The 25,688-nt window shown below is 47.1% G+C and carries 30 protein-coding genes; all 30 read left to right on the forward strand.

Going from position 1 to position 25,688, the window contains the following annotated elements; translation table 11 throughout:
* Position 1 precedes the first annotated feature (1 nt).
* Positions 2–538 carry a transcription termination/antitermination protein NusG gene (nusG, locus tag Q3O12_RS06075; protein ID WP_003711142.1) on the forward strand — a complete coding sequence of 179 codons (537 nt, stop codon included), beginning with the start codon at positions 2–4 and terminating at the stop codon, positions 536–538.
* Between the two features lie 101 nt (positions 539–639).
* Positions 640–1,074, forward strand: coding sequence for a 50S ribosomal protein L11 (rplK, locus tag Q3O12_RS06080; RefSeq protein ID WP_002220151.1), 435 nt, complete (start codon positions 640–642; stop codon positions 1,072–1,074).
* Positions 1,074–1,769, forward strand: coding sequence for a 50S ribosomal protein L1 (gene rplA, locus Q3O12_RS06085; RefSeq protein WP_003677918.1), 696 nt, complete (start codon positions 1,074–1,076; stop codon positions 1,767–1,769). The genes rplK and rplA overlap by 1 nt, the downstream gene beginning before the upstream one ends.
* Positions 1,770–1,992: 223 nt before the next feature.
* Positions 1,993–2,493 (forward strand): 50S ribosomal protein L10, encoded by a 501-nt coding sequence (gene rplJ, locus Q3O12_RS06090; protein ID WP_003711143.1) that lies wholly within the window; start codon positions 1,993–1,995, stop codon positions 2,491–2,493.
* A 58-nt stretch (positions 2,494–2,551) separates the two neighbouring features.
* Positions 2,552–2,920 (forward strand): 50S ribosomal protein L7/L12, encoded by a 369-nt coding sequence (gene rplL / locus Q3O12_RS06095; protein ID WP_003711144.1) that lies wholly within the window; start codon positions 2,552–2,554, stop codon positions 2,918–2,920.
* 190 nt (positions 2,921–3,110) lie between these two features.
* Positions 3,111–7,289, forward strand: coding sequence for a DNA-directed RNA polymerase subunit beta (gene rpoB, locus Q3O12_RS06100; RefSeq protein ID WP_301669749.1), 4,179 nt, complete (start codon positions 3,111–3,113; stop codon positions 7,287–7,289).
* A 162-nt stretch (positions 7,290–7,451) separates the two neighbouring features.
* Positions 7,452–11,627: a DNA-directed RNA polymerase subunit beta' gene (rpoC, locus tag Q3O12_RS06105; RefSeq protein ID WP_301669750.1), complete on the forward strand. Its 4,176-nt coding sequence runs from the start codon at positions 7,452–7,454 to the stop codon at positions 11,625–11,627.
* A gap of 351 nt (positions 11,628–11,978) precedes the next feature.
* A complete protein-coding gene (gene rpsL / locus Q3O12_RS06110; RefSeq protein ID WP_002218431.1) occupies positions 11,979–12,350 on the forward strand; it encodes a 30S ribosomal protein S12 in 372 nt (123 codons plus the stop codon).
* Positions 12,351–12,467: 117 nt separating this feature from the next.
* Positions 12,468–12,938, forward strand: coding sequence for a 30S ribosomal protein S7 (rpsG, locus tag Q3O12_RS06115; protein WP_003745196.1), 471 nt, complete (start codon positions 12,468–12,470; stop codon positions 12,936–12,938).
* 18 nt (positions 12,939–12,956) lie between these two features.
* Positions 12,957–15,062 (forward strand): elongation factor G, encoded by a 2,106-nt coding sequence (gene fusA, locus Q3O12_RS06120; RefSeq protein ID WP_301669751.1) that lies wholly within the window; start codon positions 12,957–12,959, stop codon positions 15,060–15,062.
* An 88-nt stretch (positions 15,063–15,150) separates the two neighbouring features.
* Positions 15,151–16,335: an elongation factor Tu gene (gene tuf / locus Q3O12_RS06125; RefSeq protein WP_003713286.1), complete on the forward strand. Its 1,185-nt coding sequence runs from the start codon at positions 15,151–15,153 to the stop codon at positions 16,333–16,335.
* A 17-nt stretch (positions 16,336–16,352) separates the two neighbouring features.
* Positions 16,353–16,664: a 30S ribosomal protein S10 gene (gene rpsJ / locus Q3O12_RS06130; RefSeq protein WP_002215394.1), complete on the forward strand. Its 312-nt coding sequence runs from the start codon at positions 16,353–16,355 to the stop codon at positions 16,662–16,664.
* A 287-nt stretch (positions 16,665–16,951) separates the two neighbouring features.
* Positions 16,952–17,992 carry a GTPase family protein gene (locus Q3O12_RS06135; RefSeq protein WP_301669770.1) on the forward strand — a complete coding sequence of 347 codons (1,041 nt, stop codon included), beginning with the start codon at positions 16,952–16,954 and terminating at the stop codon, positions 17,990–17,992.
* Between the two features lie 20 nt (positions 17,993–18,012).
* A complete protein-coding gene (locus Q3O12_RS06140; RefSeq protein WP_238137534.1) occupies positions 18,013–18,192 on the forward strand; it encodes a GTPase in 180 nt (59 codons plus the stop codon).
* Positions 18,186–18,683 (forward strand): GTPase family protein, encoded by a 498-nt coding sequence (locus Q3O12_RS06145; RefSeq protein WP_238137533.1) that lies wholly within the window; start codon positions 18,186–18,188, stop codon positions 18,681–18,683. The genes Q3O12_RS06140 and Q3O12_RS06145 overlap by 7 nt, the downstream gene beginning before the upstream one ends.
* 218 nt (positions 18,684–18,901) lie before the next feature.
* Entirely contained in the window at positions 18,902–19,546 is a 645-nt protein-coding gene (rplC, locus tag Q3O12_RS06150) for a 50S ribosomal protein L3 (protein WP_002215400.1), read from the forward strand.
* Positions 19,546–20,166 (forward strand): 50S ribosomal protein L4, encoded by a 621-nt coding sequence (gene rplD, locus Q3O12_RS06155; RefSeq protein ID WP_002218573.1) that lies wholly within the window; start codon positions 19,546–19,548, stop codon positions 20,164–20,166. Before rplC ends, rplD begins: the two co-directional genes overlap by 1 nt.
* On the forward strand, positions 20,163–20,477 hold the full coding sequence (gene rplW, locus Q3O12_RS06160; RefSeq protein ID WP_181874523.1) for a 50S ribosomal protein L23: 315 nt from the start codon (positions 20,163–20,165) through the stop codon (positions 20,475–20,477). Before rplD ends, rplW begins: the two co-directional genes overlap by 4 nt.
* Positions 20,478–20,482: 5 nt before the next feature.
* On the forward strand, positions 20,483–21,316 hold the full coding sequence (gene rplB / locus Q3O12_RS06165; protein WP_003707139.1) for a 50S ribosomal protein L2: 834 nt from the start codon (positions 20,483–20,485) through the stop codon (positions 21,314–21,316).
* Positions 21,317–21,321: 5 nt separating this feature from the next.
* Positions 21,322–21,600 (forward strand): 30S ribosomal protein S19, encoded by a 279-nt coding sequence (rpsS, locus tag Q3O12_RS06170; protein ID WP_002215422.1) that lies wholly within the window; start codon positions 21,322–21,324, stop codon positions 21,598–21,600.
* Between the two features lie 8 nt (positions 21,601–21,608).
* Positions 21,609–21,938, forward strand: a complete 330-nt coding sequence (gene rplV, locus Q3O12_RS06175) for a 50S ribosomal protein L22 (RefSeq protein ID WP_002215424.1) — start codon at positions 21,609–21,611, stop codon at positions 21,936–21,938.
* Positions 21,939–21,947: 9 nt separating this feature from the next.
* Complete coding sequence (rpsC, locus tag Q3O12_RS06180) at positions 21,948–22,640, forward strand: 30S ribosomal protein S3 (RefSeq protein WP_003749800.1); 693 nt, start codon at positions 21,948–21,950, stop codon at positions 22,638–22,640.
* On the forward strand, positions 22,624–23,040 hold the full coding sequence (gene rplP / locus Q3O12_RS06185; protein WP_003749802.1) for a 50S ribosomal protein L16: 417 nt from the start codon (positions 22,624–22,626) through the stop codon (positions 23,038–23,040). Before rpsC ends, rplP begins: the two co-directional genes overlap by 17 nt.
* Positions 23,040–23,231, forward strand: coding sequence for a 50S ribosomal protein L29 (gene rpmC, locus Q3O12_RS06190; RefSeq protein ID WP_002215432.1), 192 nt, complete (start codon positions 23,040–23,042; stop codon positions 23,229–23,231). Before rplP ends, rpmC begins: the two co-directional genes overlap by 1 nt.
* Complete coding sequence (rpsQ, locus tag Q3O12_RS06195; protein WP_107819967.1) at positions 23,231–23,494, forward strand: 30S ribosomal protein S17; 264 nt, start codon at positions 23,231–23,233, stop codon at positions 23,492–23,494. The genes rpmC and rpsQ overlap by 1 nt, the downstream gene beginning before the upstream one ends.
* Positions 23,495–23,715: 221 nt before the next feature.
* Positions 23,716–24,084, forward strand: coding sequence for a 50S ribosomal protein L14 (rplN, locus tag Q3O12_RS06200; protein WP_003749804.1), 369 nt, complete (start codon positions 23,716–23,718; stop codon positions 24,082–24,084).
* 11 nt (positions 24,085–24,095) lie between these two features.
* Positions 24,096–24,419, forward strand: coding sequence for a 50S ribosomal protein L24 (gene rplX, locus Q3O12_RS06205; protein ID WP_107819966.1), 324 nt, complete (start codon positions 24,096–24,098; stop codon positions 24,417–24,419).
* 9 nt (positions 24,420–24,428) lie between these two features.
* Positions 24,429–24,968 (forward strand): 50S ribosomal protein L5, encoded by a 540-nt coding sequence (rplE, locus tag Q3O12_RS06210; protein WP_301669752.1) that lies wholly within the window; start codon positions 24,429–24,431, stop codon positions 24,966–24,968.
* Between the two features lie 2 nt (positions 24,969–24,970).
* A complete protein-coding gene (gene rpsN / locus Q3O12_RS06215; protein WP_003684736.1) occupies positions 24,971–25,276 on the forward strand; it encodes a 30S ribosomal protein S14 in 306 nt (101 codons plus the stop codon).
* A gap of 14 nt (positions 25,277–25,290) precedes the next feature.
* Positions 25,291–25,683 (forward strand): 30S ribosomal protein S8, encoded by a 393-nt coding sequence (rpsH, locus tag Q3O12_RS06220; protein ID WP_003749283.1) that lies wholly within the window; start codon positions 25,291–25,293, stop codon positions 25,681–25,683.
* Positions 25,684–25,688 lie beyond the last annotated feature (5 nt).

Consider the following 25,688-nt stretch of genomic DNA (forward strand, 5'->3'; position numbering starts at 1 on the left):
GATGTCGAAAAAATGGTATGTTGTACAGGCGTATTCGGGGTTTGAGAAGAATGTCCAACGAACATTGGAAGAGCGAATTGCCCGTGAAGAGATGGGAGATTATTTCGGACAAATCTTGGTACCTGTAGAGAAAGTTGTTGATATTCGCAATGGTCGTAAGACTATTAGTGAAAGGAAGTCATATCCGGGGTATGTATTGGTGGAAATGGAAATGACAGATGACTCTTGGTATCTTGTAAAGAGTACGCCCCGTGTTTCCGGGTTTATCGGAGGAACGGCCAATAAACCCATGCCTATCAGTCAAAGAGAAGCTGAAATTATTTTGCAACAGGTTCAAACGGGATCTGAGAAACCCAAACCAAAAGTTGAGTTTGAAGTCGGTCAGCAGATACGTGTGAATGAGGGGCCGTTTGCTGATTTTAATGGTGTTGTAGATGAAGTTAATTATGAGCGGAACAAGTTGCGTGTATCTGTTCAGATATTTGGTCGTGAAACGCCTGTCGAGCTGGAGTTTGGGCAGGTTGAGAAGATTAACTAATTTTATACTTGAAAAATAAGTATTAAAACGATAAAATTAAAAATTAATTTGGGGAGCGGAAATGGTTCCGCGTTATACCCGTTTCTAGGAGTCCTATAAAAGTGGCAAAGAAAATTATCGGCTACATCAAACTGCAAATTCCTGCAGGTAAAGCCAATCCATCTCCCCCAGTTGGTCCTGCCTTGGGTCAACGTGGTCTGAATATTATGGAATTTTGTAAGGCATTTAATGCTGCAACCCAAGGTATGGAACCTGGTTTGCCGATTCCGGTTGTTATTACTGCATTTGCAGATAAATCATTCACTTTTGTGATGAAAACCCCGCCGGCTTCTATTTTGTTGAAAAAAGCTGCCGGTTTGCAAAAAGGTAGTTCTAATCCTCTGACTAACAAAGTGGGCAAACTGACCCGCGCCCAGTTGGAAGAAATTGCTAAAACTAAAGAGCCTGATTTGACTGCTGCTGATTTGGATGCGGCTGTCCGTACTATTGCCGGCTCTGCTCGCTCAATGGGTTTGGATGTGGAGGGTGTTGTATAATGGCTAAAGTATCTAAACGCTTGAAAGCTCTGCGCTCTTCTGTTGAAGCTAACAAACTGTACGCAATCGACGAAGCAATTGCTTTGGTTAAAAAAGCTGCTACTGCTAAATTTGACGAATCTGTCGATGTATCTTTCAACTTGGGTGTTGATCCTCGTAAATCTGACCAAGTTATCCGTGGTTCAGTTGTTCTGCCCAAAGGTACCGGTAAAACAACCCGTGTGGCTGTATTTACTCAAGGTGCAAATGCAGATGCTGCTAAAGAAGCTGGTGCGGATATTGTCGGTTTTGAAGATCTGGCAGCTGAAATTAAAGCCGGTAACTTGAACTTTGACGTTGTTATTGCTTCTCCTGATGCAATGCGTATTGTTGGTCAGTTGGGTACTATTTTGGGTCCTCGTGGTCTGATGCCGAACCCTAAAGTAGGTACGGTTACTCCTAACGTTGCTGAAGCAGTTAAAAATGCAAAAGCAGGTCAAGTACAATACCGTACAGATAAAGCCGGTATTGTTCATGCAACCATCGGTCGTGCTTCTTTCGCTGAAGCTGACTTGAAAGAAAACTTCAATGCGTTGCTGGATGCTATCGTTAAAGCCAAACCTGCTGCTGCTAAAGGTCAGTACCTGAAAAAAGTTGCTGTATCCAGCACTATGGGTTTGGGTGTTCGCGTTGATACTGCAAGCGTGAACAACTAAGAAATTTTCAGGTAATCCGGTCTTTTGGATTACCTGAATTTGGGCTACTTAAAATTAAGTAGATGTCCAAGACCGTAGGGATCGTAAGATTTAATCGTAACTGCCCTACGCAGACGGTAGTCCTGAAACACATTGCAAGATTGCTTGTAAGATGTCTTTTTAGGTTACCGCGCTGGTGGGATATCGTTTCGGTATCCTGTTTATAAACAGTGGGAGGTAGACCTTGAGTCTCAATATTGAAACCAAGAAAGTGGCAGTCGAGGAAATTAGCGCGGCAATTGCTAACGCTCAAACCCTCGTAGTCGCTGAATATCGCGGTATCAGTGTTTCCAGTATGACTGAGCTTCGTGCGAATGCGCGTAAAGAAGGCGTTTACTTGCGCGTTCTGAAAAATACTCTGGCTCGTCGCGCGGTGAAAGGTACTTCATTCGCAGAATTGGCCGATCAAATGGTCGGTCCGTTGGTTTACGCTGCTTCTGAAGATGCTGTTGCTGCCGCTAAAGTGCTGCACCAATTCGCGAAAAAAGATGACAAAATTGTCGTTAAAGCCGGTTCTTACAATGGCGAAGTAATGAACGCTGCTCAGGTTGCTGAGTTGGCTTCTATTCCAAGTCGCGAAGAGCTGTTGTCCAAACTGTTGTTCGTTATGCAAGCCCCTGTATCTGGCTTTGCGCGCGGTTTGGCTGCTTTGGCAGAGAAAAAAGCCGGCGAAGAAGCCGCTTAATCGATTTTGTTTCATTTAATCAATTATTTTTTAATACAATATTTGGAGTATAAATAGCATGGCTATTACTAAAGAAGACATTTTGGAAGCCGTTGGTTCTTTGACCGTAATGGAATTAAACGACTTGGTTAAAGCTTTTGAAGAAAAATTCGGCGTTTCTGCTGCTGCTGTTGCTGTTGCAAGTTCTGCTGGTCCTGCTGCTGCCGCTGAAGAAAAAACTGAGTTTGACGTAGTATTGGCTTCTGCCGGCGATCAAAAAGTCGGCGTGATTAAAGTAGTCCGCGCAATTACCGGTTTGGGTCTGAAAGAAGCTAAAGACATCGTTGACGGCGCACCTAAAACCATTAAAGAGGGTGTTTCTAAAGCTGAAGCTGAAGACATCCAAAAACAACTGGAAGAAGCTGGCGCTAAAGTCGAAATCAAATAATTTGATGCTTCTTATGAAGGCTGGCAGTTTTCTGCCAGCCTTATTTTGCTTCTTAAAATAAGCATTAAGTATTGTTTACATTTATTTGCATAGTCTTTATCAAATCATTGCAAATAAATGTAAATATCAGATTGATGCGTACCGTTGTTTTCAGACGGCCTATTATTGAAAATTGCTTTTCGGAGTGTATATGAGCTATTCGTTTACCGAGAAAAAACGTATCCGTAAGAGTTTTGCAAAGCGGGAAAATGTTTTGGAAGTTCCTTTCCTGCTGGCAACCCAAATTGATTCTTATGCGAAATTTTTGCAACTGGAAAATGCTTTTGACAAACGTACCGATGACGGTCTGCAGGCGGCATTTAATTCTATTTTCCCGATTGTGAGCCATAACGGTTATGCGCGATTGGAGTTTGTGCATTACACATTGGGCGAGCCTTTGTTCGATATTCCTGAATGTCAGTTGCGCGGAATCACTTATGCAGCCCCCTTGCGCGCGCGTATCCGTTTGGTGATTTTGGATAAGGAAGCATCTAAACCGACGGTAAAAGAAGTTCGTGAAAACGAAGTGTATATGGGTGAAATTCCGTTGATGACCCCGAGCGGTTCTTTTGTGATTAACGGCACAGAGCGTGTGATTGTTTCCCAGTTGCACCGTTCGCCCGGCGTGTTTTTCGAGCATGACAAAGGTAAGACGCACTCTTCCGGCAAGTTGTTATTCTCAGCCCGTATCATTCCCTACCGCGGTTCATGGTTGGATTTTGAATTTGACCCGAAAGATTTGCTGTATTTCCGTATCGACCGCCGCCGTAAAATGCCGGTAACGATTTTGTTGAAGGCTTTGGGCTACGGCAATGAGCAAATCTTGGATATTTTCTACGACAAAGAAACGTTCTATTTGTCTTCAAACGGTGTTCAAACCGATTTGGTCGCAGGCCGTCTGAAAGGCGAAACTGCCAAAGTCGATATCTTGGATAAAGAAGGCAACGTATTGGTTGCCAAAGGTAAGCGCATTACTGCGAAAAATATCCGTGATATTGCCAATGCAGGCCTGACCCGTTTGGATGTAGAACCGGAAAGCCTGCTGGGCAAAGCATTGGCTGCCGATTTGATTGATTCGGAAACCGGCGAGGTATTGGCTTCTGCCAATGATGAAATTACAGAAGAGTTGTTGGCCAAATTTGATATCAACGGCGTAAAAGAAATTACGACCCTTTATATCAATGAGCTGGATCAGGGTGCTTATATCTCCAACACTTTGCGCACGGATGAGACTGCCGGCCGGCAGGCGGCGCGTGTCGCGATTTACCGTATGATGCGTCCGGGCGAACCGCCTACCGAAGAGGCGGTCGAGCAATTGTTTAACCGCTTGTTCTTCAGTGAAGACAGCTACGATTTGTCCCGCGTAGGCCGTATGAAATTTAATACGCGCACATACGAACAAAAACTGTCCGAAGCGCAACAAAACTCTTGGTACGGCCGCCTGTTGAACGAAACGTTTGCCGGTGCTGCCGAAAAAGGCGGCTATGTCCTGAGCGTCGAAGATATTGTCGCCTCGATTGCGACTTTGGTCGAGCTGCGTAACGGTCATGGCGAAGTAGACGATATTGACCACTTGGGTAATCGTCGTGTTCGTTCTGTGGGTGAGTTGACTGAAAACCAATTCCGCAGCGGTTTGGCCCGTGTGGAACGTGCCGTTAAAGAGCGTTTGAATCAGGCGGAATCCGAAAACTTGATGCCGCACGACTTGATTAATGCGAAACCTGTTTCTGCCGCCATCAAAGAATTCTTCGGCTCCAGCCAATTGAGTCAGTTTATGGATCAGACCAATCCCTTGTCTGAAGTAACCCATAAACGCCGTGTATCCGCATTGGGTCCGGGCGGTTTGACCCGCGAACGTGCAGGCTTCGAGGTGCGGGACGTGCATCCGACCCACTACGGCCGCGTATGTCCGATTGAAACGCCTGAAGGTCCGAACATCGGTTTGATCAACTCATTGTCCGTTTACGCGCGTACCAATGATTACGGTTTCTTGGAAACGCCTTACCGTCGCGTTATCGACGGCAAAGTAACCGAGGAAATCGATTACTTGTCTGCCATCGAAGAAGGCCGCTATGTGATTGCACAGGCGAATGCCGATTTGGACAAAGACGGCAATCTGATTGGCGACTTGGTTACTTGTCGTGAAAAAGGCGAAACCATTATGGCAACGCCTGACCGCGTTCAATATATGGACGTGGCAACCGGCCAGGTGGTATCCGTTGCGGCATCCCTGATTCCGTTCTTGGAACACGATGACGCGAACCGCGCATTGATGGGTGCGAATATGCAACGTCAGGCAGTGCCTTGCCTGCGTCCTGAAAAACCGATGGTCGGTACCGGTATCGAGCGTTCCGTTGCCGTTGACTCTGCTACTGCAATCGTTGCCCGCCGAGGCGGCGTGGTCGAGTATGTCGATGCCAACCGCGTTGTGATCCGTGTCCATGACGACGAAGCGACTGCCGGCGAAGTGGGTGTCGATATTTACAACTTGGTCAAATTCACCCGTTCCAACCAATCTACCAACATCAACCAACGTCCGGCCGTCAAAGCCGGAGATGTGTTGCAGCGCGGCGATTTGGTGGCCGACGGCGCGTCCACCGATTTGGGTGAATTGGCTTTGGGTCAGAATATGACCATCGCCTTCATGCCGTGGAACGGTTACAACTACGAAGACTCGATTCTGATTTCCGAAAAAGTGGCTGCGGACGACCGCTATACTTCGATTCACATTGAGGAATTGAATGTCGTTGCCCGCGATACCAAGCTGGGTGCGGAAGACATTACCCGCGATATTCCGAACTTGTCCGAGCGTATGCAAAACCGTTTGGACGAATCCGGTATCGTTTACATCGGTGCGGAAGTAGAAGCCGGCGATGTGTTGGTAGGCAAAGTAACGCCTAAAGGCGAAACCCAGCTGACGCCGGAAGAAAAACTGCTGCGCGCCATCTTCGGCGAAAAAGCATCCGACGTGAAAGACACTTCGCTGCGTATGCCTACCGGTATGAGCGGTACGGTTATCGACGTTCAAGTCTTTACCCGCGAAGGCATCCAACGCGACAAACGCGCCCAATCCATTATCGATTCCGAATTGAAACGCTACCGTTTGGATTTGAACGACCAATTGCGTATTTTTGACAACGACGCATTCGACCGTATCGAGCGTATGATTGTCGGTCAGAAAGCCAACGGCGGTCCGATGAAGCTGGCCAAAGGCAGCGAAATCACGACCGAATATCTGGCGGGTCTGCCGAGCAGACACGATTGGTTCGATATCCGTCTGACCGATGAAGATTTGGCCAAGCAGTTGGAACTGATTAAAGTGAGCCTGCAACAAAAACGCGAAGAAGCGGACGAGTTGTACGAAATTAAGAAGAAAAAACTGACCCAAGGCGACGAATTGCAGCCTGGCGTACAAAAAATGGTGAAAGTCTTTATCGCCATCAAACGCCGTCTGCAAGCCGGTGACAAAATGGCGGGTCGCCACGGTAACAAAGGTGTGGTATCGCGCATTCTGCCTGTGGAAGACATGCCGTACATGGCGGACGGTCGTCCTGTGGACATCGTACTGAACCCATTGGGCGTACCTTCCCGTATGAACATCGGTCAGATTTTGGAAGTTCACTTGGGTTGGGCGGCAAAAGGTATCGGCGAACGCATCGACCGTATGCTGAAAGAGCAACGCAAAGCAGGCGAGTTGCGCGAGTTCTTGAACAAACTCTACAACGGCAGCGGTAAGAAAGAAGATTTGGACAGCCTGACAGATGAAGAAATCATCGAATTGGCTTCCAATCTGCGTAAAGGTGCATCTTTCGCCTCTCCTGTATTCGACGGTGCGAAAGAGTCTGAAATCCGCGAAATGTTGAACTTGGCTTATCCGAGCGACGATCCTGAGGTTGAAAAACTGGGCTTTAACGACAGCAAGACCCAAATTACGCTGTATGACGGCCGTTCAGGCGAAGCATTTGACCGCAAGGTTACAGTCGGTGTGATGCACTATCTGAAACTGCACCACTTGGTTGACGAAAAAATGCATGCCCGTTCTACCGGTCCATACAGTCTGGTTACCCAGCAGCCTCTGGGCGGTAAAGCCCAATTCGGCGGTCAACGTTTCGGCGAGATGGAGGTTTGGGCACTGGAAGCATACGGCGCAGCCTACACGCTGCAAGAGATGTTGACTGTGAAGTCTGACGATGTGAACGGCCGTACCAAAATGTACGAAAATATCGTTAAAGGCGAACACAAAATCGATGCCGGTATGCCTGAGTCCTTCAACGTATTGGTTAAAGAGATTCGCTCATTGGGCTTGGATATCGATTTGGAACGTTACTAAACAGAAGTTTTCAGACGACCTCTTTAGGTCGTCTGAAAAAGCGGTTGCAGAATAAGAATGAATCGGAATCTGAACATATCAGGTCGTCTGAAACCGCAACGTACTGTTTCCAAATATCGAAAATCCGCCACGCGGTAAAAATACTTCCTTTAAGGAGCAAAAATGAATTTGTTGAACTTATTTAATCCGTTGCAAACTGCCGGCATGGAAGAAGAGTTTGATGCCATCAAAATCGGTATTGCCTCTCCCGAAACCATCCGCTCATGGTCTTACGGCGAAGTTAAAAAACCTGAAACCATCAACTACCGTACGTTCAAACCTGAGCGCGACGGTTTGTTCTGCGCTAAAATCTTTGGCCCAGTCAAAGACTATGAATGTTTGTGCGGTAAATACAAACGCTTGAAATTTAAAGGCGTAACCTGTGAAAAATGTGGCGTAGAAGTGACTCTGTCCAAAGTGCGCCGCGAACGCATGGGCCACATTGAATTGGCAGCACCCGTCGCACACATTTGGTTCTTAAAATCCTTGCCTTCCCGCTTGGGTATGGTACTGGACATGACTTTGCGCGACATCGAACGCGTATTGTACTTTGAAGCATTTGTGGTAACCGATCCCGGTATGACTCCGTTGCAACGTCGTCAATTGCTGACTGAAGACGATTACTACAACAAACTGGACGAATACGGCGACGATTTCGATGCCAAAATGGGTGCGGAAGGTATCCGCGAATTGTTGCGCACCTTGGATGTGGCAGGCGAAATCGAAATCCTGCGCCAAGAGCTTGAGTCGACCGGTTCTGATACCAAAATTAAAAAAATCGCCAAACGTTTGAAAGTATTGGAAGCCTTCCACCGTTCCGGTATGAAACTGGAATGGATGATTATGGATGTGCTGCCAGTATTGCCACCTGATCTGCGTCCGTTGGTTCCGTTGGATGGCGGTCGTTTTGCCACTTCCGATTTGAACGATTTGTACCGCCGCGTCATCAACCGCAACAACCGTCTGAAACGTCTGTTGGAACTGCATGCGCCCGACATTATCGTCCGCAACGAAAAACGTATGTTGCAAGAAGCAGTTGACTCTCTGTTGGATAACGGCCGTCGCGGTAAAGCCATGACCGGTGCCAACAAACGTCCGTTGAAATCATTGGCAGATATGATTAAAGGTAAAGGCGGCCGTTTCCGTCAAAACCTGCTGGGTAAACGTGTGGACTATTCAGGTCGTTCCGTGATTACCGTAGGCCCATACCTGCGCCTGCACCAATGCGGTCTGCCGAAAAAAATGGCGTTGGAACTGTTCAAACCGTTCATTTTCCATAAACTGGAAAAACAAGGTCTGGCTTCCACCGTTAAAGCAGCGAAAAAATTGGTAGAACAAGAAGTACCTGAAGTATGGGACATCTTGGAAGAAGTCATTCGCGAACATCCGATTATGCTGAACCGTGCGCCGACCCTGCACCGTTTGGGTATTCAAGCGTTTGAACCTATCCTGATTGAAGGTAAAGCCATTCAGTTGCACCCATTGGTGTGTGCCGCATTTAACGCCGACTTTGACGGTGACCAAATGGCGGTACACGTTCCATTGAGCTTGGAAGCGCAAATGGAAGCGCGCACCCTGATGCTGGCTTCAAACAACGTATTGTCTCCAGCCAACGGCGAACCAATTATCGTACCTTCTCAAGATATCGTATTGGGTCTGTACTACATGACCCGCGACCGTATCAATGCCAAAGGCGAAGGCAGCCTGTTTGCTGATGTGAAAGAAGTGCATCGTGCATACCATACCAAACAGGTTGAACTGGGTACGAAAATTACCGTACGTCTGCGTGAATGGGTGAAAAACGAAGCAGGTGAGTTTGAGCCTGTCGTTAACCGTTATGAAACAACCGTCGGCCGTGCATTGTTGAGCGAAATCTTGCCTAAAGGCCTGCCGTTCGAGTACATCAACAAAGCGCTGAAGAAAAAAGAAATTTCTAAACTGATTAACGCATCATTCCGTCTGTGCGGCTTGCGCGATACGGTTATCTTTGCTGACCACCTGATGTACACCGGTTTCGGTTTTGCGGCAAAAGGCGGTATTTCCATTGCGGTTGACGATATGGAAATTCCGAAAGAAAAAGCAGCCTTGCTGGCTGAAGCTAATGCCGAAGTTAAAGAAATCGAAGACCAATACCGTCAAGGTTTGGTAACCAACGGCGAACGTTACAACAAAGTGGTCGATATTTGGGGTCGTGCCGGCGATAAAATCGCTAAAGCGATGATGGATAACTTGTCCAAACAAAAAGTCGTCGACCGTGACGGCAACGAAGTTGACCAAGAATCCTTCAACTCTATTTACATGATGGCTGACTCTGGTGCTCGTGGTTCTGCGGCTCAGATTAAACAGTTGTCCGGTATGCGTGGTTTGATGGCCAAACCTGACGGCTCGATTATTGAAACGCCGATTACCTCAAACTTCCGCGAAGGTTTGACCGTATTGCAATACTTTATTGCGACTCACGGTGCGCGTAAGGGTTTGGCGGATACCGCATTGAAAACCGCGAACTCCGGTTACCTGACCCGTCGTCTGGTAGACGTAACTCAAGATTTGGTCGTTGTTGAAGACGATTGCGGTACTTCAGACGGCTTTGTCATGAAGGCAGTGGTACAAGGCGGTGATGTGATTGAAGCATTGCGCGATCGTATTTTGGGTCGTGTTACCGCGTCTGACGTTGTTGATCCGTCAAGTGGCGAAACATTGGTTGAAGCAGGCACGTTGTTGACTGAAAAACTGGTGGATATGATTGACCAATCCGGTGTCGATGAAGTCAAAGTCCGTACACCGATTACTTGTAAAACCCGCCATGGCTTGTGTGCGCACTGTTATGGTCGCGACTTGGCACGCGGCAAACTGGTCAATGCCGGTGAGGCAGTCGGCGTAATTGCCGCTCAGTCTATCGGTGAGCCGGGTACTCAGTTGACCATGCGTACGTTCCACATCGGTGGTGCGGCATCCCGTGCGGCAGCAGCCAGCCAAGTTGAAGCCAAATCCAACGGTACGGCACGATTCAGCAGCCAAATGCGTTATGTTGCCAACAATAAAGGCGAATTGGTTGTCATCGGTCGCTCTTGCGAAGTCGTTATCCATGATGACATCGGCCGTGAACGTGAGCGCCACAAAGTGCCTTACGGTGCTATCTTGATGGTTCAAGACGGTGAAGCCATCAAAGCCGGTCAAACGTTGGCAACCTGGGATCCGCATACCCGTCCGATGATTACCGAACACGCAGGTATGGTGAAATTCGAGAACGTGGAAGAGGGCGTAACCGTTGCCAAACAAACTGACGATGTAACCGGTTTGTCCACTTTGGTGGTGATTGACGGTAAACGCCGCTCCGGCAGCGCATCCAAACTGCTGCGTCCGACTGTAAAATTGTTGGATGAAAACGGCGTGGAAATCTGTATTCCCGGTACGTCCACTCCGGTTTCGATGGCATTCCCCGTTGGTGCGGTGATTACCGTACGCGAAGGTCAGGAAATCGGTAAAGGCGACGTATTGGCGCGTATCCCGCAAGCCTCTTCCAAAACCCGCGACATTACCGGTGGTCTGCCACGCGTTGCCGAGTTGTTTGAAGCACGCGTGCCGAAAGATGCAGGTATGTTGGCAGAAATCACCGGTACCGTTTCATTCGGTAAAGAGACTAAAGGCAAACAGCGTCTGATTATCACTGATGTAGACGGCGTAGCATACGAGACTTTGATTTCTAAAGAGAAACAAATTCTGGTGCATGACGGTCAAGTGGTAAACCGCGGTGAAACCATCGTGGACGGAGCTGTTGATCCGCATGATATTCTGCGTTTGCAAGGTATCGAAGCACTGGCGCGTTATATCGTTCAAGAAGTGCAAGAGGTTTACCGTCTGCAAGGTGTGAAGATTTCCGATAAACACATCGAAGTCATCATCCGTCAGATGCTGCGTCGTGTGAATATTGTCGATTCAGGTGAAACCGAATTCATTACCGGTGAGCAAGTCGAACGCGGTGATGTCATGACAGCCAATGAAAAAGCTTTGGAAGAAGGCAAAGAACCGGCACGTTACGAAAACGTATTGTTGGGTATTACCAAAGCCTCCTTGTCAACCGACAGCTTCATTTCTGCCGCATCGTTCCAAGAGACGACCCGCGTTCTGACTGAAGCCGCCATCATGGGCAAACAAGACGAGTTGCGCGGCCTGAAAGAGAACGTAATTGTAGGTCGTCTGATTCCTGCCGGTACCGGTTTGACCTACCACCGCAGCCGCCGCCAGCAATGGCAAGAAGCGGAGCAAGAAACTTCCGAAATCGAAGCAGCAGATGAATAATCCGTAGGATATTTGTTTGAAAGAAAACCGCAAGCCAACACAGCTTGCGGTTTTCTTTTTCAGACGACCTGTGTGGCTTGTCAGGGTTGTTGTGAAAAGTGCGGTAGGAAGGGTGGCTCCAAAGAGTTGCGAACCGACTCATTTTTGATAAAGGTCGTTTGAAATAGGGAGCGCAGAGTTTGAGAACTCTTTATCCATTTCAGACGACCTTAGTTGCTAAATAGTTCTTAGTAAATACAAAATACCAACTTTTCTCTACCGTTTGCTTGACTAAACTCTTGCAATAAAAATATAATTCCACTCTTGCCGACATGGTGTCGGCAAGTATTTAACTCAACAGGACGAGAAAATATGCCAACTATCAACCAATTGGTACGCAAAGGCCGTCAAAAGCCCGTGTACGTAAACAAAGTGCCTGCACTGGAAGCCTGCCCGCAAAAACGCGGCGTATGCACCCGTGTATACACGACTACCCCTAAAAAACCTAACTCTGCATTGCGTAAAGTATGTAAAGTTCGCCTGACCAACGGTTTTGAAGTGATTTCATACATCGGCGGTGAAGGTCACAACCTGCAAGAGCACAGCGTCGTACTGATTCGCGGCGGTCGTGTAAAAGACTTGCCGGGTGTACGTTACCACACTGTACGCGGTTCCTTGGATACTGCAGGTGTTAAAGACCGTAAACAAGCCCGTTCTAAATACGGTGCTAAGCGTCCTAAATAATTACAGGGACTTAAATAGGCACGTCGGCCGCCTAAGCTGAACAACGGCCGAGTAAGTGAATACTCTATTAGGTATTCATGGGAATTGACCCGACTGAATAGATTAAAGGAAATTAAAATGCCAAGACGTAGAGAAGTCCCCAAGCGCGATGTGTTGCCTGATCCTAAATTCGGCAGCGTCGAGCTGACTAAATTCATGAACGTATTGATGATTGACGGTAAAAAATCTGTTGCCGAGCGTATCGTTTACGGTGCGTTGGAGCAAATCGAGAAAAAAACCGGCAAAGCAGCAATCGAAGTATTCAACGAAGCCATTGCAAACGCCAAACCTATCGTGGAAGTGAAAAGCCGCCGTGTAGGTGGTGCAAACTACCAAGTTCCTGTTGAGGTTCGTCCTTCACGCCGTCTGGCTCTTGCAATGCGCTGGGTTCGCGATGCGGCCCGTAAACGTGGTGAGAAATCAATGGACCTGCGTTTGGCAGGCGAGTTGATTGATGCGTCCGAAGGTCGCGGCGGTGCGTTGAAAAAACGTGAAGAAGTACACCGCATGGCTGAAGCCAACAAAGCATTCTCTCACTTCCGTTTCTAATTTTGAAAGGCTAATAAAATGGCTCGTAAGACCCCGATCAGCCTGTACCGCAACATCGGTATTTCCGCCCATATCGATGCGGGTAAAACCACTACCACAGAACGTATTTTGTTCTATACCGGTTTGACCCACAAATTAGGCGAAGTGCATGACGGTGCGGCTACTACCGACTACATGGAACAAGAGCAAGAGCGCGGTATTACCATTACCTCTGCTGCCGTAACTTCCTACTGGTCTGGTATGGCGAAACAATTCCCTGAACACCGCTTCAACATCATCGACACCCCGGGACACGTTGACTTTACCGTAGAGGTAGAGCGTTCTATGCGTGTATTGGATGGTGCGGTAATGGTTTACTGCGCGGTGGGTGGTGTTCAACCTCAATCCGAAACCGTATGGCGGCAAGCCAACAAATACCAAGTGCCGCGCTTGGCGTTTGTAAATAAGATGGACCGTCAAGGTGCCAACTTCTTCCGCGTTGTCGAGCAAATGAAAACCCGTTTGCGCGCAAACCCTGTACCTATCGTAATCCCAGTTGGTGCAGAAGACAGTTTCACCGGTGTTGTTGATCTGCTGAAAATGAAATCCATCATTTGGAATGAGGCCGATAAAGGTACGACCTTTACTTATGGCGACATTCCCGCCGAATTGGTTGAAACTGCCGAGGAATGGCGTCAAAACATGATTGAAGCCGCAGCAGAAGCCAGCGAAGAATTGATGGACAAATACTTGGGTGGCGATGAGCTGACCGAGGAAGAAATCGTAGGTGCATTGCGTCAACGTACTCTGGCAGGTGAAATCCAACCGATGTTGTGTGGTTCTGCATTTAAAAACAAAGGTGTTCAACGTATGTTGGACGCAGTTGTAGAATTGCTGCCTGCTCCTACCGATATTCCTCCGGTTCAAGGTGTTAATCCTAACACTGAAGAAGCCGACAGCCGTCAAGCCAGCGATGAAGAGAAATTCTCTGCATTGGCGTTCAAAATGTTGAACGACAAATACGTTGGTCAATTGACCTTTATCCGCGTTTACTCTGGCGTTGTGAAATCCGGTGATACCGTATTGAACCCAGTAAAAGGTACTCGTGAACGTATCGGCCGTTTGGTACAAATGACTGCTGCAGACCGTACTGAAATCGAAGAAGTACGCGCTGGCGACATCGCCGCTGCTATCGGTCTGAAAGACGTTACTACCGGTGAAACCCTGTGTGCTGAAAGCGCACCAATCATCTTGGAACGCATGGAATTCCCTGAGCCGGTAATCCATATTGCCGTTGAGCCGAAAACCAAAGCCGACCAAGAGAAAATGGGTATTGCCCTGAACCGTCTGGCTAAAGAAGACCCTTCTTTCCGTGTCCGTACAGACGAAGAGTCCGGTCAAACCATTATTTCCGGTATGGGTGAGCTGCACTTGGAAATTATTGTAGACCGTATGAAACGTGAATTCGGTGTGGAAGCGAATATCGGTGCGCCTCAAGTGGCTTACCGCGAAACCATCCGTAAAGAAGTTGAAGCTGAATACAAACACGCCAAACAATCCGGTGGTAAAGGTCAATACGGTCACGTTGTGATTAAAATGGAACCTATGGAACCGGGTGGTGCAGGCTACGAATTTATCGATGAAATTAAAGGTGGTGTGATTCCTCGCGAATTCATTCCATCTGTCGATAAAGGTATCCGCGATACTTTGCCTAATGGTATCGTTGCCGGTTACCCAGTTGTTGACGTGCGCGTACGTTTGATTTTCGGTTCTTCACACGATGTCGACTCTTCTCAACTGGCCTTCGAATTGGCTGCTTCCCAAGCCTTCAAAGAAGGTATGCGTAAAGCCAATCCTGCCCTGCTTGAGCCGATTATGGCAGTTGAAGTGGAAACCCCGGAAGAATACATGGGCGACGTAATGGGCGACTTGAACCGCCGTCGCGGTGTTGTATTGGGTATGGATGATGACGGTATCGGCGGTAAGAAAGTCCGTGCCGAAGTACCTCTGGCAGAAATGTTCGGTTACTCGACCGACCTGCGTTCTGCAACCCAAGGCCGCGCTACTTACTCTATGGAGTTCAAGAAATATTCTGAAGCTCCTGCCCACATAGCTGCTGCTGTAACTGAAGCCCGTAAAGGCTAATCAGGCAAATAGGCCGTCTGAAAGGCTGAAATGATTTTTCAGACGACCTCTGTTCTTTAATCGATCTTTAATGTAAAGGAATTAGCTCATGGCTAAGGAAAAATTTGAACGTAGCAAACCGCACGTAAACGTTGGCACCATCGGTCACGTTGACCATGGTAAAACCACTCTGACTGCTGCTTTGACTACTATTTTGGCTAAAAAATTCGGCGGTGCTGCAAAAGCTTACGACCAAATCGACAACGCCCCCGAAGAAAAAGCCCGCGGTATTACCATCAATACCTCACACGTAGAATACGAAACCGAAACCCGCCACTACGCACACGTAGACTGCCCGGGCCACGCCGACTACGTTAAAAACATGATTACCGGTGCCGCACAAATGGACGGCGCAATCCTGGTATGTTCCGCTGCCGACGGCCCTATGCCGCAAACCCGCGAACACATCCTGCTGGCCCGCCAAGTAGGCGTACCTTACATCATCGTGTTCATGAACAAATGCGACATGGTTGACGATGCCGAACTGTTGGAACTGGTTGAAATGGAAATCCGCGACCTGCTGTCCAGCTACGATTTCCCGGGCGACGACTGCCCGATCGTACAAGGTTCCGCACTGAAAGCCTTGGAAGGCGATGCCGCTTACGAAGAAAAAATCTTCGAACTGGCTGCCGCATTGGACAGCTACATCCCGACTCCCGAGCGTGCCGTGGACAAACCGTTCCTGCTGCCTATCGAAGACGTGTTCTCTATCTCCGGCCGCGGTACCGTAGTAACCGGCCGTGTAGAGCGCGGTGTCATCCACGTTGGCGACGAGATTGAAATCGTCGGTCTGAAAGAAACCCAAAAAACCACTTGTACCGGCGTTGAAATGTTCCGCAAACTGCTGGATGAAGGTCAGGCTGGCGACAACGTAGGCGTATTGCTGCGCGGTACCAAACGTGAAGATGTGGAACGCGGTCAGGTATTGGCCAAACCCGGCACCATCACTCCGCACACCAAGTTCAAAGCAGAAGTGTACGTATTGAGCAAAGAAGAGGGCGGCCGCCATACCCCGTTCTTCGCCAACTACCGTCCCCAATTCTACTTCCGTACCACCGACGTAACCGGCGCGGTTACTTTGGAAGAAGGTGTGGAAATGGTAATGCCGGGTGAGAACGTAACCATCACCGTAGAACTGATTGCGCCTATCGCTATGGAAGAAGGCCTGCGCTTTGCGATTCGCGAAGGCGGCCGTACCGTGGGTGCCGGCGTGGTTTCTTCTGTTATCGCTTAATTGAAGGATATTGATAAATGGCAAACCAAAAAATCCGTATCCGCCTGAAAGCTTATGATTACGCCCTGATTGACCGTTCTGCACAAGAAATCGTTGAAACTGCAAAACGTACCGGTGCCGTTGTAAAAGGCCCGATTCCTTTGCCGACCAAAATCGAGCGTTTCAATATTTTGCGTTCTCCGCACGTGAACAAAACTTCCCGTGAACAATTGGAAATCCGTACCCACTTGCGCCTGATGGACATCGTGGATTGGACCGATAAAACTACCGATGCGCTGATGAAGCTGGATTTGCCGGCCGGTGTTGATGTAGAAATCAAAGTCCAATAATTCGGACTATTGAAAATCCCCAAGCAATCAATGCTTGGGGATTTTTTATGTTATGCCGTCTGAAAATATGCGGCGGCAAACAGATTCAAGATAAAACAACAAAATCAAAAAACAGTGCGGTCGGTGAAATCGGCTTATTTTGTGCCTCAAGAATCTTCAGACGGCATTTTTTAGTGAACAAAACAGGATATTTTTTATCCATAGCCTTCCGAAGGCTTGCCCCCCGAAGAAAGGTAGAATCGGGCTTGGTTTGGGCAGAAGCATCCATCTGATTCTAAGGATGGATGATGTTTTATTCTCAAGTAAATAAAGGAAAGATGATGAGCTTACTTAATGTCTTTAAAGATATTTTAAACAACAAAGAATTGAATTCGGAAGAACGGCATGATTTGGAGCGGGCGGTTAAGATCTTGCAGGACACGCACGTCAATATTTTGATTACCGGAGCCACCGGTTGCGGCAAATCATCCACCATCAATGCCTTGTTCAGCATAGATCAGGCAACGGGAAAGAGTGATGGGGCGGTAAAGGAAGTCGCAAAAGTAGGCGTGGGTGTAGATCCTGAAACTATGGATATTGCCAAATATGAATTGGAAAATATGACGATTTGGGATAGTCCGAGCTTGGGTGACGGAGAGAAGGCAGACCAACGGCACCGGCGCAATATCATCAATAAGCTGCTGGAGAAAGACAGTAACGGCAAAGCCGTCATCGACTTGGTTTTGGTGCTGCTTGACGGCGGTTCCAGGGACTTGGGGACATCGTACGAACTGATTAACAATGTAATCATCAATACATTGAAGAAGAGCGGGGAAGGCCGTACAGACCGGTTGCTGGTTGCGATTAATCAGTGCGATATGGCGATGAAAGGGCGGAATTGGGATGCGGAAGCCGGCCGTCCGAACGCCGCTTTGGAAAACTTTTTGGAGGAGAAAGTGTGTTCGACACGCAAGCGCATTCAGGAAGCTACCGGCGTTACGGTCAATCCGATTTATTTTTCAGCAGGCTTTAAGAGTGAGGATGAGGAGCAGCGTCCCTATAACATAACCCGCCTGTTGCGTTACATCATTACGGCTATGCCGTCTGAAAAACGGGTAATTGTGGCAGAGAAGATTAATGTAGAAGAAATCGAACGAGATACCAGCCGCCGCAAACAGGAGGAGCGGCAAGAAATCGACAGCAGTATCGGCAGTGCGCTGGAGAAAATATTGGGGGCTGCGGGAGGCGCGGTTAAAGAAGTTGTTTCAACGATAGCGAGCGGCGTCGGGACGCTGATCGGTGGTGCTGCAAAAGCGATTGGAGGGATGATTAGCACGTTTGCCTCTTAGTTTGGCTGGTAGGAGCACATATGCATCGTTACCGTATTTCCGAAATCGGGCAAAAGGTCACAGCAGCCGATTTCCGTCCTTTGGATGTCTTGCTTGTCGGTGCGACAGGTGTCGGCAAGTCCCCAACCTTAAATGCCTTGTTTGGCGAACAAAAAGCCAAGGTAGGTACAGGCGTGGATCCCGAAACGCCTATATGCTGAACGATGTGTTGCGGTTTTGGGACAGCGCAGGTTTGGGCGACGGGAAAGAAGCCGACCGCGCCCATCGGCAAAAACTGATTGATGTCCTGTCCAAAACCTATACTCATTCGGATGGGCAGTGGGGCTGGATAGATTTGGTGTTTGTTATCCTTGACGGCAGCTCCCGCGATTTGGGTACGGCTTATGATTTATTGAGGGACGTTATCCTTAAAATGATTGATCCGGATAGGGTTATTGTTGCGATTAATCAGGCGGATATGGCGATGAAAGGACGTTATTGGGATAAGGTGCTGCATCAGCCGCAGCCGAATTTGCAACAGTTTCTAGACGAGAAGGCTGAATCGGTACAAAAAAGGATTCTGGAAGCAACCGGTTTGCAGATTTCCAAACCCGTTTACTATTCGGCATACGAAAACTACCATCTCAAAGAAATAATGGATGCAGTCATCAACCATATCCCGGTTTGTCGGAGAAAGATGCATACGCCGTGATGGTCGGATACCGACTCCTTTAAAAGCATCCGACCCTATGCCGTCTGAAGATTCAAAACGCTTCAGACGGCATATTGAAGATATTTTTGATATTTCTGTTGATATTTCTTTGACTTGTCAGATATAATGTCTGACTTGGTACATTCGTACCAAGTTTAACTTTGTCTGAAAGACAGGCCAATCGTAGCCTGTCCCTTTACTTTAAAAGGAAAATAATCATGACTTTAGGTCTGGTTGGACGCAAAGTTGGTATGACCCGCGTGTTCGACGAACAGGGTGTTTCTGTTCCGGTAACCGTTTTGGATATGTCTGCCAACCGCGTTACACAAGTAAAATCCAAAGATACTGACGGCTATACTGCCGTTCAAGTTACCTTTGGTCAGAAAAAAGCCAATCGTGTCAACAAAGCCGAAGCCGGGCACTTTGCAAAAGCAGGTGTTGAAGCCGGTCGTGGTTTGATCGAGTTTGCTTTGACTGAAGAAAAACTGGCTGAATTGAAAGCCGGTGACGAAATCACCGTTTCTATGTTTGAAGTCGGTCAACTGGTCGATGTAACCGGTACCTCTAAAGGTAAAGGTTTCTCCGGCACGATCAAACGTCATAACTTCGGTGCCCAACGTACTTCCCACGGTAACTCCCGTTCTCACCGCGTTCCAGGCTCTATCGGTATGGCGCAAGACCCGGGTCGCGTGTTCCCCGGTAAGCGCATGGCCGGCCAATACGGCAACACCAAAGCAACTGTTCAAAAATTGGAAGTTGTCCGTGTTGATGCAGAACGCCAACTGCTGTTGGTTAAGGGTGCTGTTCCGGGTGCGGTCAACAGCGATGTTGTAGTTCGTCCCAGCGTGAAAGTAGGTGCGTAATGGAATTGAAAGTAATTGACGCTAAAGGACAAGTTTCAGGCAGCCTGTCTGTTTCTGATGCTTTGTTCGCCCGCGAATACAATGAAGCGTTGGTTCACCAGCTGGTAAATGCCTACTTGGCGAACGCCCGCTCCGGTAACCGCGCTCAAAAAACCCGTGCCGAAGTAAAACACTCAACCAAAAAACCATGGCGTCAAAAAGGTACCGGCCGTGCCCGTTCCGGTATGACTTCTTCTCCGCTGTGGCGTAAAGGTGGTCGCGCGTTCCCGAACAAACCTGACGAAAACTTCACTCAAAAAGTAAACCGTAAAATGTACCGTGCCGGTATGGCGACTATTCTGTCCCAATTGGCTCGTGACGAGCGTTTGTTTGCTATCGAAGCGTTGACTGCTGAAACTCCTAAAACCAAAGTTTTTGCTGAACAAGTGAAAAATCTGGGTCTGGAGCAAGTGTTGTTTGTAACCAAACAGCTCGACGAGAATGTTTACTTGGCTTCACGCAACTTGCCAAACGTGTTGGTTTTGGAAGCTCAACAAGTTGATCCTTACAGCTTGCTGCGTTACAAAAAAGTAATCATCACTAAAGATGCGGTTGCACAATTAGAGGAGCAATGGGTATGAATCAACAACGTTTGACTCAAGTGATTTTGGCACCTGTCGTTTCTGAAAAAAGCAACGTATTGGCTGAAAAACGCAACCAAATGACGTTTAAAGTTTTGGCAAATGCAACCAAACCTGAAATCAAGGCGGCTGTTGAGCTGCTGTTCGGTGTTCAAGTTGCTTCTGTAACTACAGTTACAACTAAAGGCAAAACTAAGCGTTTTGGTCGTACTTTGGGCCGCCGCAGCGATGTTAAAAAAGCTTATGTAAGCTTGGCTGCCGGTCAAGAGTTGGATTTGGAAGCCGCTGCTGCAGCTGCAGATAAGGAATAAACAAAATGGCAATCGTTAAAATGAAGCCGACCTCTGCAGGCCGTCGCGGCATGGTTCGCGTGGTAACAGAAGGTTTGCACAAAGGTGCGCCTTATGCACCTTTGCTCGAAAAGAAAAATTCTACTGCCGGTCGTAACCATAATGGTCATATCACCACTCGTCATAAAGGCGGCGGTCATAAACACCATTACCGTGTTGTAGACTTTAAACGTAACAAAGACGGTATCCCTGCAAAAGTAGAGCGTATCGAATACGATCCTAACCGTACTGCCTTCATTGCACTGTTGTGCTATGCAGACGGCGAACGTCGCTACATCATCGCTCCTCGCGGTATTCAAGCCGGTGCTGTATTGGTTTCCGGTGCTGAAGCTGCCATCAAAGTAGGTAACACCCTGCCGATCCGCAACATTCCGGTTGGTACGACTATCCACTGTATTGAAATGAAGCCTGGTAAAGGTGCACAAATTGCACGTTCTGCCGGTGCTTCTGCGGTATTGCTGGCTAAAGAAGGCGCATACGCTCAAGTCCGTCTGCGTTCTGGCGAAGTTCGTAAAATCAACGTAGATTGCCGTGCAACCATCGGTGAAGTCGGTAACGAAGAGCAAAGCCTGAAGAAAATTGGTAAAGCCGGTGCCAATCGTTGGCGTGGTATTCGTCCGACCGTTCGTGGTGTTGTCATGAACCCTGTCGATCACCCGCATGGTGGTGGTGAAGGTCGTACCGGTGAAGCTCGCGAACCGGTTAGCCCATGGGGTACTCCTGCTAAAGGCTACCGCACTCGTAATAACAAACGCACGGATAACATGATTGTTCGTCGCCGTTACTCAAATAAAGGTTAATTAGTATGGCTCGTTCATTGAAAAAAGGCCCATATGTAGACCTGCATTTGCTGAAAAAAGTAGATGCTGCTCGCGCAAGCAACGACAAACGCCCGATTAAAACTTGGTCTCGTCGTTCTACCATTCTGCCTGATTTTATCGGTCTGACCATTGCCGTGCACAACGGTCGCACCCATGTGCCTGTGTTTATCAGCGACAATATGGTTGGTCATAAATTAGGCGAATTCTCATTGACCCGTACCTTTAAAGGCCACCTGGCCGATAAAAAGGCTAAAAAGAAATAAGGTGAATCATGAGAGTAAATGCACAACATAAAAATGCCCGTATCTCTGCTCAAAAGGCTCGTTTGGTAGCTGATTTGATTCGTGGTAAAGACGTTGCCCAAGCTTTGAATATTTTGGCTTTCAGTCCTAAAAAAGGTGCCGAGCTGATCAAAAAAGTATTGGAGTCAGCTATTGCTAATGCCGAGCATAATAACGGTGCGGACATTGATGAACTGAAAGTGGTAACTATCTTTGTTGACAAAGGTCCAAGCTTGAAACGTTTTCAAGCTCGCGCCAAGGGTCGCGGTAACCGCATCGAAAAACAAACTTGTCATATCAATGTGACAGTGGGTAATTAAGGAAAAGCTATGGGACAAAAGATTAACCCTACAGGCTTTCGCCTGGCGGTAACTAAAGACTGGGCTTCAAAATGGTTTGCTAAAAGCACCGACTTTTCTACTGTTTTGAAGCAGGATATCGATGTTCGCAATTATTTGCGTCAAAAATTGGCTAATGCTTCAGTTGGTCGCGTAGTGATCGAGCGTCCTGCTAAATCTGCACGCATTACCATTCACTCCGCTCGTCCGGGTGTGGTTATCGGTAAAAAAGGCGAGGATATCGAAGTTTTGAAACGTGACTTGCAAGCCTTGATGGGTGTGCCTGTTCATGTAAATATTGAAGAGATTCGCCGTCCTGAGTTGGATGCTCAAATTATTGCTGACGGAATTGCCCAGCAGTTGGAAAAACGTGTTCAATTCCGTCGTGCTATGAAACGAGCAATGCAAAATGCAATGCGTTCTGGTGCTAAAGGCATTAAGATTATGACTTCAGGCCGTCTGAATGGTGCGGATATTGCCCGTAGTGAATGGTATCGTGAAGGTCGCGTGCCACTGCATACTTTACGTGCAAATGTAGATTATGCAACCAGCGAAGCGCACACCACATATGGTGTATTGGGTCTGAAAGTTTGGGTTTATACGGAAGGCAATATTAAATCTTCCAAACCTGAACATGAGAGTAAACAAAGAAAGGCAGGTAGACGTAATGCTGCAGCCAACTAGACTGAAATACCGTAAGCAACAAAAGGGTCGTAATACCGGCATCGCTACTCGCGGTAATAAGGTAAGTTTCGGTGAGTTCGGCTTGAAAGCCGTAGGTCGTGGTCGTTTGACTGCCCGTCAAATCGAAGCTGCTCGTCGTACAATGACCCGTCATATCAAACGTGGTGGTCGTATTTGGATTCGTGTATTCCCTGATAAACCGATTACTGAAAAGCCTATTCAAGTTCGTATGGGTGGCGGTAAAGGTAACGTGGAATATTACATTGCCGAAATTAAACCAGGTAAAGTGTTGTATGAAATGGATGGCGTTCCAGAGGAACTGGCTCGTGAAGCATTCGAGTTGGCTGCTGCCAAATTGCCTATTCCTACAACCTTTGTAGTAAGACAGGTGGGTCAATAATGAAAGCAAATGAATTGAAAGACAAATCCGTTGAGCAGTTGAATGCAGATTTGTTGGACTTGTTGAAAGCTCAGTTTGGCTTACGTATGCAAAACGCTACTGGTCAATTAGGCAAACCAAGTGAATTGAAACGTGTACGTCGCGATATTGCTCGTATTAAAACCGTTTTAACTGAAAAAGGTGCTAAGTAATGAGCGAAACTAAAAATGTTCGTACTTTGCAAGGCAAAGTAGTAAGCGACAAAATGGATAAAACCGTAACAGTATTGGTTGAGCGTAAAGTAAAACATCCGCTGTATGGTAAGATTATTCGATTATCTACTAAAATCCATGCCCATGATGAAAATAATCAATATGGAATTGGTGATGTAGTTGTTATATCGGAATCCCGTCCATTATCAAAAACTAAATCTTGGATTGTCAGTGAGCTGGTTGAGAAAGCACGTTCTGTTTAAGAATTAAAGCAACGTGCTTGAAATGGGAAACGAAGTATTGCAGCAAATTTAATTTGCGTGTAAACTTCGTTTCCTGTCTTTCAGTTTCTTCTGGAAGTTTCTTCCCTCTCGGGGTCCAAGACTGGTTTACTTGAACCGTAAGGTTTCATTTAATAAGCAGCGGCTTTGCTGTAAGTTATCTGAAAGTGGTAAATTAAGTTGGTTAATTTAAAGGTAATAACATGATTCAAATGCAGACCATCTTAGATGTGGCTGATAACTCTGGTGCGCGTAGAGTAATGTGTATCAAGGTATTGGGTGGGTCTAAGCGTCGCTATGCTTCGGTTGGCGATATTATTAAAGTTGCAATTAAAGATGCGGCTCCGCGTGGTCGTGTCAAGAAGGGCGATGTTTACAATGCTGTTGTTGTTCGTACTGCAAAAGGTGTTCGTCGTCCTGATGGGGCTTTGATTAAGTTTGATAACAATGCTGCTGTATTGTTAAATAATAAGCTCGAACCTCTGGGTACTCGTATTTTTGGTCCTGTAACTCGTGAGCTGCGTACTGAGCGATTTATGAAAATCGTTTCATTGGCTCCTGAAGTATTATAAGGGGTGGTGGAATGAATAAGATTGTTAAAGGCGATCAAGTTGTTGTTATCGCAGGTAAAGACAAGGGTAAGCGGGGTCAGGTCATCCGTGTACTTGGTGGTAAGGTAATTGTTTCTGGTGTAAATGTTGTTAAGCGTCATCAGAAGCCGAATCCAATGCGCGGAGTTGAGGGTGGTATTATTGTAAAAGAAATGCCTTTGGATATTTCTAATGTTGCAATTCTGAATCCCGAGACAAACAAAGCAGACCGTGTTGGTATTAAATTGATTGAAACTGAAGGCAAAATTAAGCGCGTTCGTTTCTTCAAATCTAATGGCTCTATCATTGGAGCATAAGGAGATAACATGGCTCGTTTGAGAGAGTTTTATAAAAGTACTGTTGTTCCTGAGTTGGTTAAACAGTTTGGTTACAAATCGGTTATGGAAGTGCCCCGTATTGAAAAGATTACTTTAAATATGGGTGTTGGCGAAGCGGTTGCTGATAAGAAAGTAATGGAACACGCTGTGTCTGATTTGGAAAAAATTGCCGGTCAGAAACCTGTTGTAACTGTAGCCCGTAAATCTATTGCTGGTTTTAAAATTCGTGACAACTACCCTGTCGGTTGTAAAGTTACTTTGCGCCGTGATCAAATGTTTGAATTTTTGGACCGTTTGATTACTATTGCATTGCCTCGTGTTCGAGATTTTCGTGGTGTAAGCGGTAAGTCATTTGATGGTCGCGGTAATTACAATATGGGTGTTCGCGAACAAATCATTTTTTCGGAAATTGAGTACGATAAAATTGATGCTTTGCGTGGTTTGAATATTACTATTACAACTACTGCAAAAACTGATGAAGAAGCGAAAGCTTTGTTGTCACTGTTCAAGTTTCCGTTTAAAGGATAATTATGGCTAAGAAAGCACTTATTAATCGTGAGCTGAAACGTCAAGCATTGGCGAAAAAGTTTGCAGCTAAACGTGAGGCAATTTTCGCTGTTATTAATGATGCTAATGCGACTGAAGAAGAACGCTTTGAAGCACGTTTGAAATTTCAATCCATTCCGCGTAATGCAGCACCTGTACGTCAACGTCGTCGTTGTGCTTTAACAGGTCGTCCTCGTGGCACTTTCCGTAAATTTGGTTTGGGTCGTATTAAAATCCGTGAAATCGCTATGCGTGGCGAGATTCCTGGTGTTGTTAAAGCTAGCTGGTAATAGGAGTATAAATAATGAGTATGCATGATCCTATTTCCGATATGTTGACTCGTATTCGCAATGCGCAACGTGCTAATAAAGCAACTGTTGCCATGCCTTCTTCAAAATTGAAATGTGCAATTGCAAAAGTTCTGAAAGATGAAGGCTATATCGAGGATTTTACGGTTTCTGCTGATGCAAAACCGGTATTGGAAATTCAATTGAAATACTATGCAGGTCGCCCTGTGATTGAGCAAATTAAACGTGTTTCACGTCCTGGTTTGCGTATTTACAAAGCATCAAGCGAGATCCCTAGCGTAATGAATGGCTTGGGTGTCGCTATTGTTAGTACTTCTAAAGGTGTGATGACTGATCGCAAAGCCCGTTCTGAGGGTGTTGGTGGTGAGTTGTTGTGCATCGTAGCCTAGTGGAG

The sequence above is a fragment of the Neisseria benedictiae genome (genome assembly GCF_958267435.1).
In the GTDB taxonomy this organism is placed as follows: domain Bacteria; phylum Pseudomonadota; class Gammaproteobacteria; order Burkholderiales; family Neisseriaceae; genus Neisseria; species Neisseria bergeri.